The sequence below is a fragment of the Chamaesiphon sp. OTE_8_metabat_110 genome (assembly GCF_031382685.1).
Classification (GTDB): Bacteria; Cyanobacteriota; Cyanobacteriia; order Cyanobacteriales; family Chamaesiphonaceae; genus Chamaesiphon.
Map to the genome: position 1 here is coordinate 1 of NZ_JANMZA010000539.1, position 2,097 is coordinate 2,097.

Genomic DNA, 2,097 nt, shown 5'->3' on the forward strand with positions numbered 1-2,097 from the left:
CACACACCACACACTCCGCCGCTAAACCCAATTCCCGCGCGACTGCTGGTAACACCGTCCCAATTGGCGTACCCGGTGCCAACACCTGCGGCAATAACGAGCGATAAGGGTGTGTTTCGAGCCAATCGGGATAACCCAAGGCTTTGACATCGTAGCCGAGTTTGAGGGCATTGTGATAGTCGCTGACGCCCAGTTTGCCGTGGAGCTGAGCAGCCAGCCAGTCGGCTTGGTGGAGGAAATAATGCGCCTGTCTAGAATTTAAGTCGGGAAAATTAGCTTGACTTGCCATCCAGTATAATTTAGCGAGGCTAGAAGTCGCACTGAGCGCCAGATGTCCATTCGGGACGATCGATCTCAATTGTGCTAGTACTGTCTTAGCGCGATCGTCATGATATAAAATTGGTGTGCCGATTAATTGCCCGCGATCGTCGCATAATAGTACCGTTGAAGAAGTACCATCGATCGCAATCCTCATCACTCGCGATTTAATCGTGGCGGGAACTGCCTGAATCAGATTAAATAGTGTCTCCCGCCACAATTCATCTGATAACTCTCTAGTTCCCCACCACAGCACGTTACGATCGGTATCGATCGCGACTAATCTCGCTCCAGATGTGCCAAAATCTATGCCGAGAGAAACTGTCATATTTTTATTTTGTAGCCAGAGTTACATGTTTGCTTAGTCCAACAATGATACAAAAAGTCAGGTTGGTGCATCTACAAATAGTATAGAGACACACATTACAGGAGTAACTAAAATTGAAAAAGATCGTCGCCATCATTCGTCCGTTCAAACTGGATGAAGTAAAAATCGCTCTCGTCAACGCAGGTGTTGTCGGGATGACTGTCTCTGAAGTCAGAGGATTTGGCAGACAAAAGGGACAAACCGAACGCTATCGCGGCTCGGAATATACTGTGGAATTTCTGCAAAAGCTCAAGGTAGAAGTTGTGATCGAAGATTCTCAAGTTGACATGGTAGTTGACAAGATCATCGCCGCAGCTCGCACCGGAGAAATTGGCGATGGCAAAATCTTTGTCAGTCCCGTCGAACAAGTCGTCCGCATTCGGACTGGCGAAAAAAATGTCGAAGCTGTCTAATCTCTAGCTAACACATTTCTATTTCCTAATTTAAACAACTAGCCGAGGTTTCATCCTTGGCTTTTTAGTTACATCAACTATCAACTATCCACTATCCACTATCCACTATCCATGTTCGATTTAGATATCTCTTGGGATGAATACCACCAGTCGATCGAGCAATTAGCCGAGCGAATTTTTCAATCCAATTATGAATTCAACCAAATAGTTTGTCTGGCTAGAGGTGGCTTGCGAGTCGGCGATATTTTGTCGCGAATCTTCGATCGACCTTTGGCAATTCTAGCAGCTAGTTCCTACAGTGGCGATGGCGATCGACAACGAGGAAAACTCGCGATCGCCAGTCAGATTACGATGACTACCGAGCGGTTGGGCGATCGGATCTTACTAGTTGATGACTTGGTAGATTCGGGCGTAACTTTGCAACAGACAACGATTTGGTTGCGCGATTTGCATCCAGAAATTCAGACGCTCAAAACCGCAGTACTTTGGTATAAAGCTTGCTCGACTTATATTCCCGATCACTATGTTAGTTATCTCCCAAATAATCCCTGGATCCGCCAACCTTTCGAGAAATATGATGATTATAAACTATCGACAGCAGAGCGTAATTGTCCGTGATTTTGGGCGAGGATGGCTTCGGCTTTAGATCGATCGACTTTCGTCCAGTGCATTAATAAGGCAACTTTGACAGATTTACCGCTAGCTGTTAGTAATTCACTTGCCGTATCGCGCTCTAATTGCGTCAAATCTTGAATCATTTGCAACGCCCGATCGAGTAACTTAGTATTAGTAACAGCAACATCTACCATCCGATTGCCATAAACTTTACCCAACTTGACCATCGCGCCAGTAGAAAGAATATTTAGCGCCATCTTCGTCACAGTGCCTGATTTGAGCCGTGTAGACCCCGATAAAATTTCTGCCCCTACAGGTAATCTAATGTCGATATCGGCAATGCTAGCGACCTGATTTGCTGGCACACAGGCGATAAATACCGTC

Annotated in this window: 4 protein-coding genes; 2 read left to right on the forward strand and 2 right to left on the reverse strand. The window is 45.9% G+C overall.

Features of this window, described 5'->3' with window-relative positions; translation table 11 throughout:
- Positions 1–646 (reverse strand): FGGY family carbohydrate kinase (locus RMO52_RS19565; protein ID WP_310417587.1); only part of this gene is annotated, 646 nt, incomplete at its 3' end.
- Positions 647–759: 113 nt separating this feature from the next.
- On the opposite strand from RMO52_RS19565, the gene RMO52_RS19570 reads away from it, so the two are divergent.
- A complete protein-coding gene (locus tag RMO52_RS19570) occupies positions 760–1,098 on the forward strand; it encodes a P-II family nitrogen regulator (RefSeq protein WP_295614375.1) in 339 nt (112 codons plus the stop codon).
- Between the two features lie 111 nt (positions 1,099–1,209).
- The gene (locus RMO52_RS19575; RefSeq protein WP_310417590.1) at positions 1,210–1,716 is read left to right on the forward strand and encodes a phosphoribosyltransferase; all 507 of its coding nucleotides are present in this window, start codon (positions 1,210–1,212) and stop codon (positions 1,714–1,716) included.
- Here the strand turns inward: RMO52_RS19575 and RMO52_RS19580 are convergent.
- Positions 1,680–2,097, reverse strand: a 418-nt coding sequence (locus RMO52_RS19580; RefSeq protein WP_310417593.1) for an N-acetylmuramic acid 6-phosphate etherase, incomplete at its 5' end; no start/stop codon positions are given. The two genes, RMO52_RS19575 and RMO52_RS19580, sit on opposite strands and share 37 nt — an antisense overlap.

What these genes read in the sequence shown, in the direction of transcription:
- RMO52_RS19575 (WP_310417590.1), top strand. Translation starts at nt 1,210, where the DNA reads ATGTTCGATTTAGATATCTCTTGGGATGAATACCACCAGTCGATCGAG.